We start from the raw sequence: 210 nt of genomic DNA, 5'->3' as shown, positions 1-210 counted from the left end.
CTTTTCTACCTAAATTAAATAAAGCTATTAAAAAGTTAGGGCAAGATGAAGGAGTTGAAGGAGGCAATAGTACAAAAAGATTATTTTTTACAACAGAGGATTTTGGAATTCCTTTTATTTTAGAAGAAAGTGAAGAGACAAACTTTCCTACAAAAAAGGATATTGCTACTATATTACAAAAGTTCAAATTCCCCTTTGATCGTAATAAGA

1 protein-coding gene is annotated in these 210 nt (G+C 29.0%); it reads left to right on the top strand.

Going from position 1 to position 210, the window contains the following annotated elements; genetic code table 11:
* Positions 1 to 210 (top strand): hypothetical protein (locus tag HMPREF9441_RS18725; RefSeq protein ID WP_039865701.1); only part of this gene is annotated, 210 nt, incomplete at both ends.

This window comes from Paraprevotella clara YIT 11840 (assembly GCF_000233955.1).
In the GTDB taxonomy this organism is placed as follows: domain Bacteria; phylum Bacteroidota; class Bacteroidia; order Bacteroidales; family Bacteroidaceae; genus Paraprevotella; species Paraprevotella clara.
Note: the sequence above shows the minus strand (reverse complement) of the source record. Positions and strands in the feature narration are given on the sequence as shown.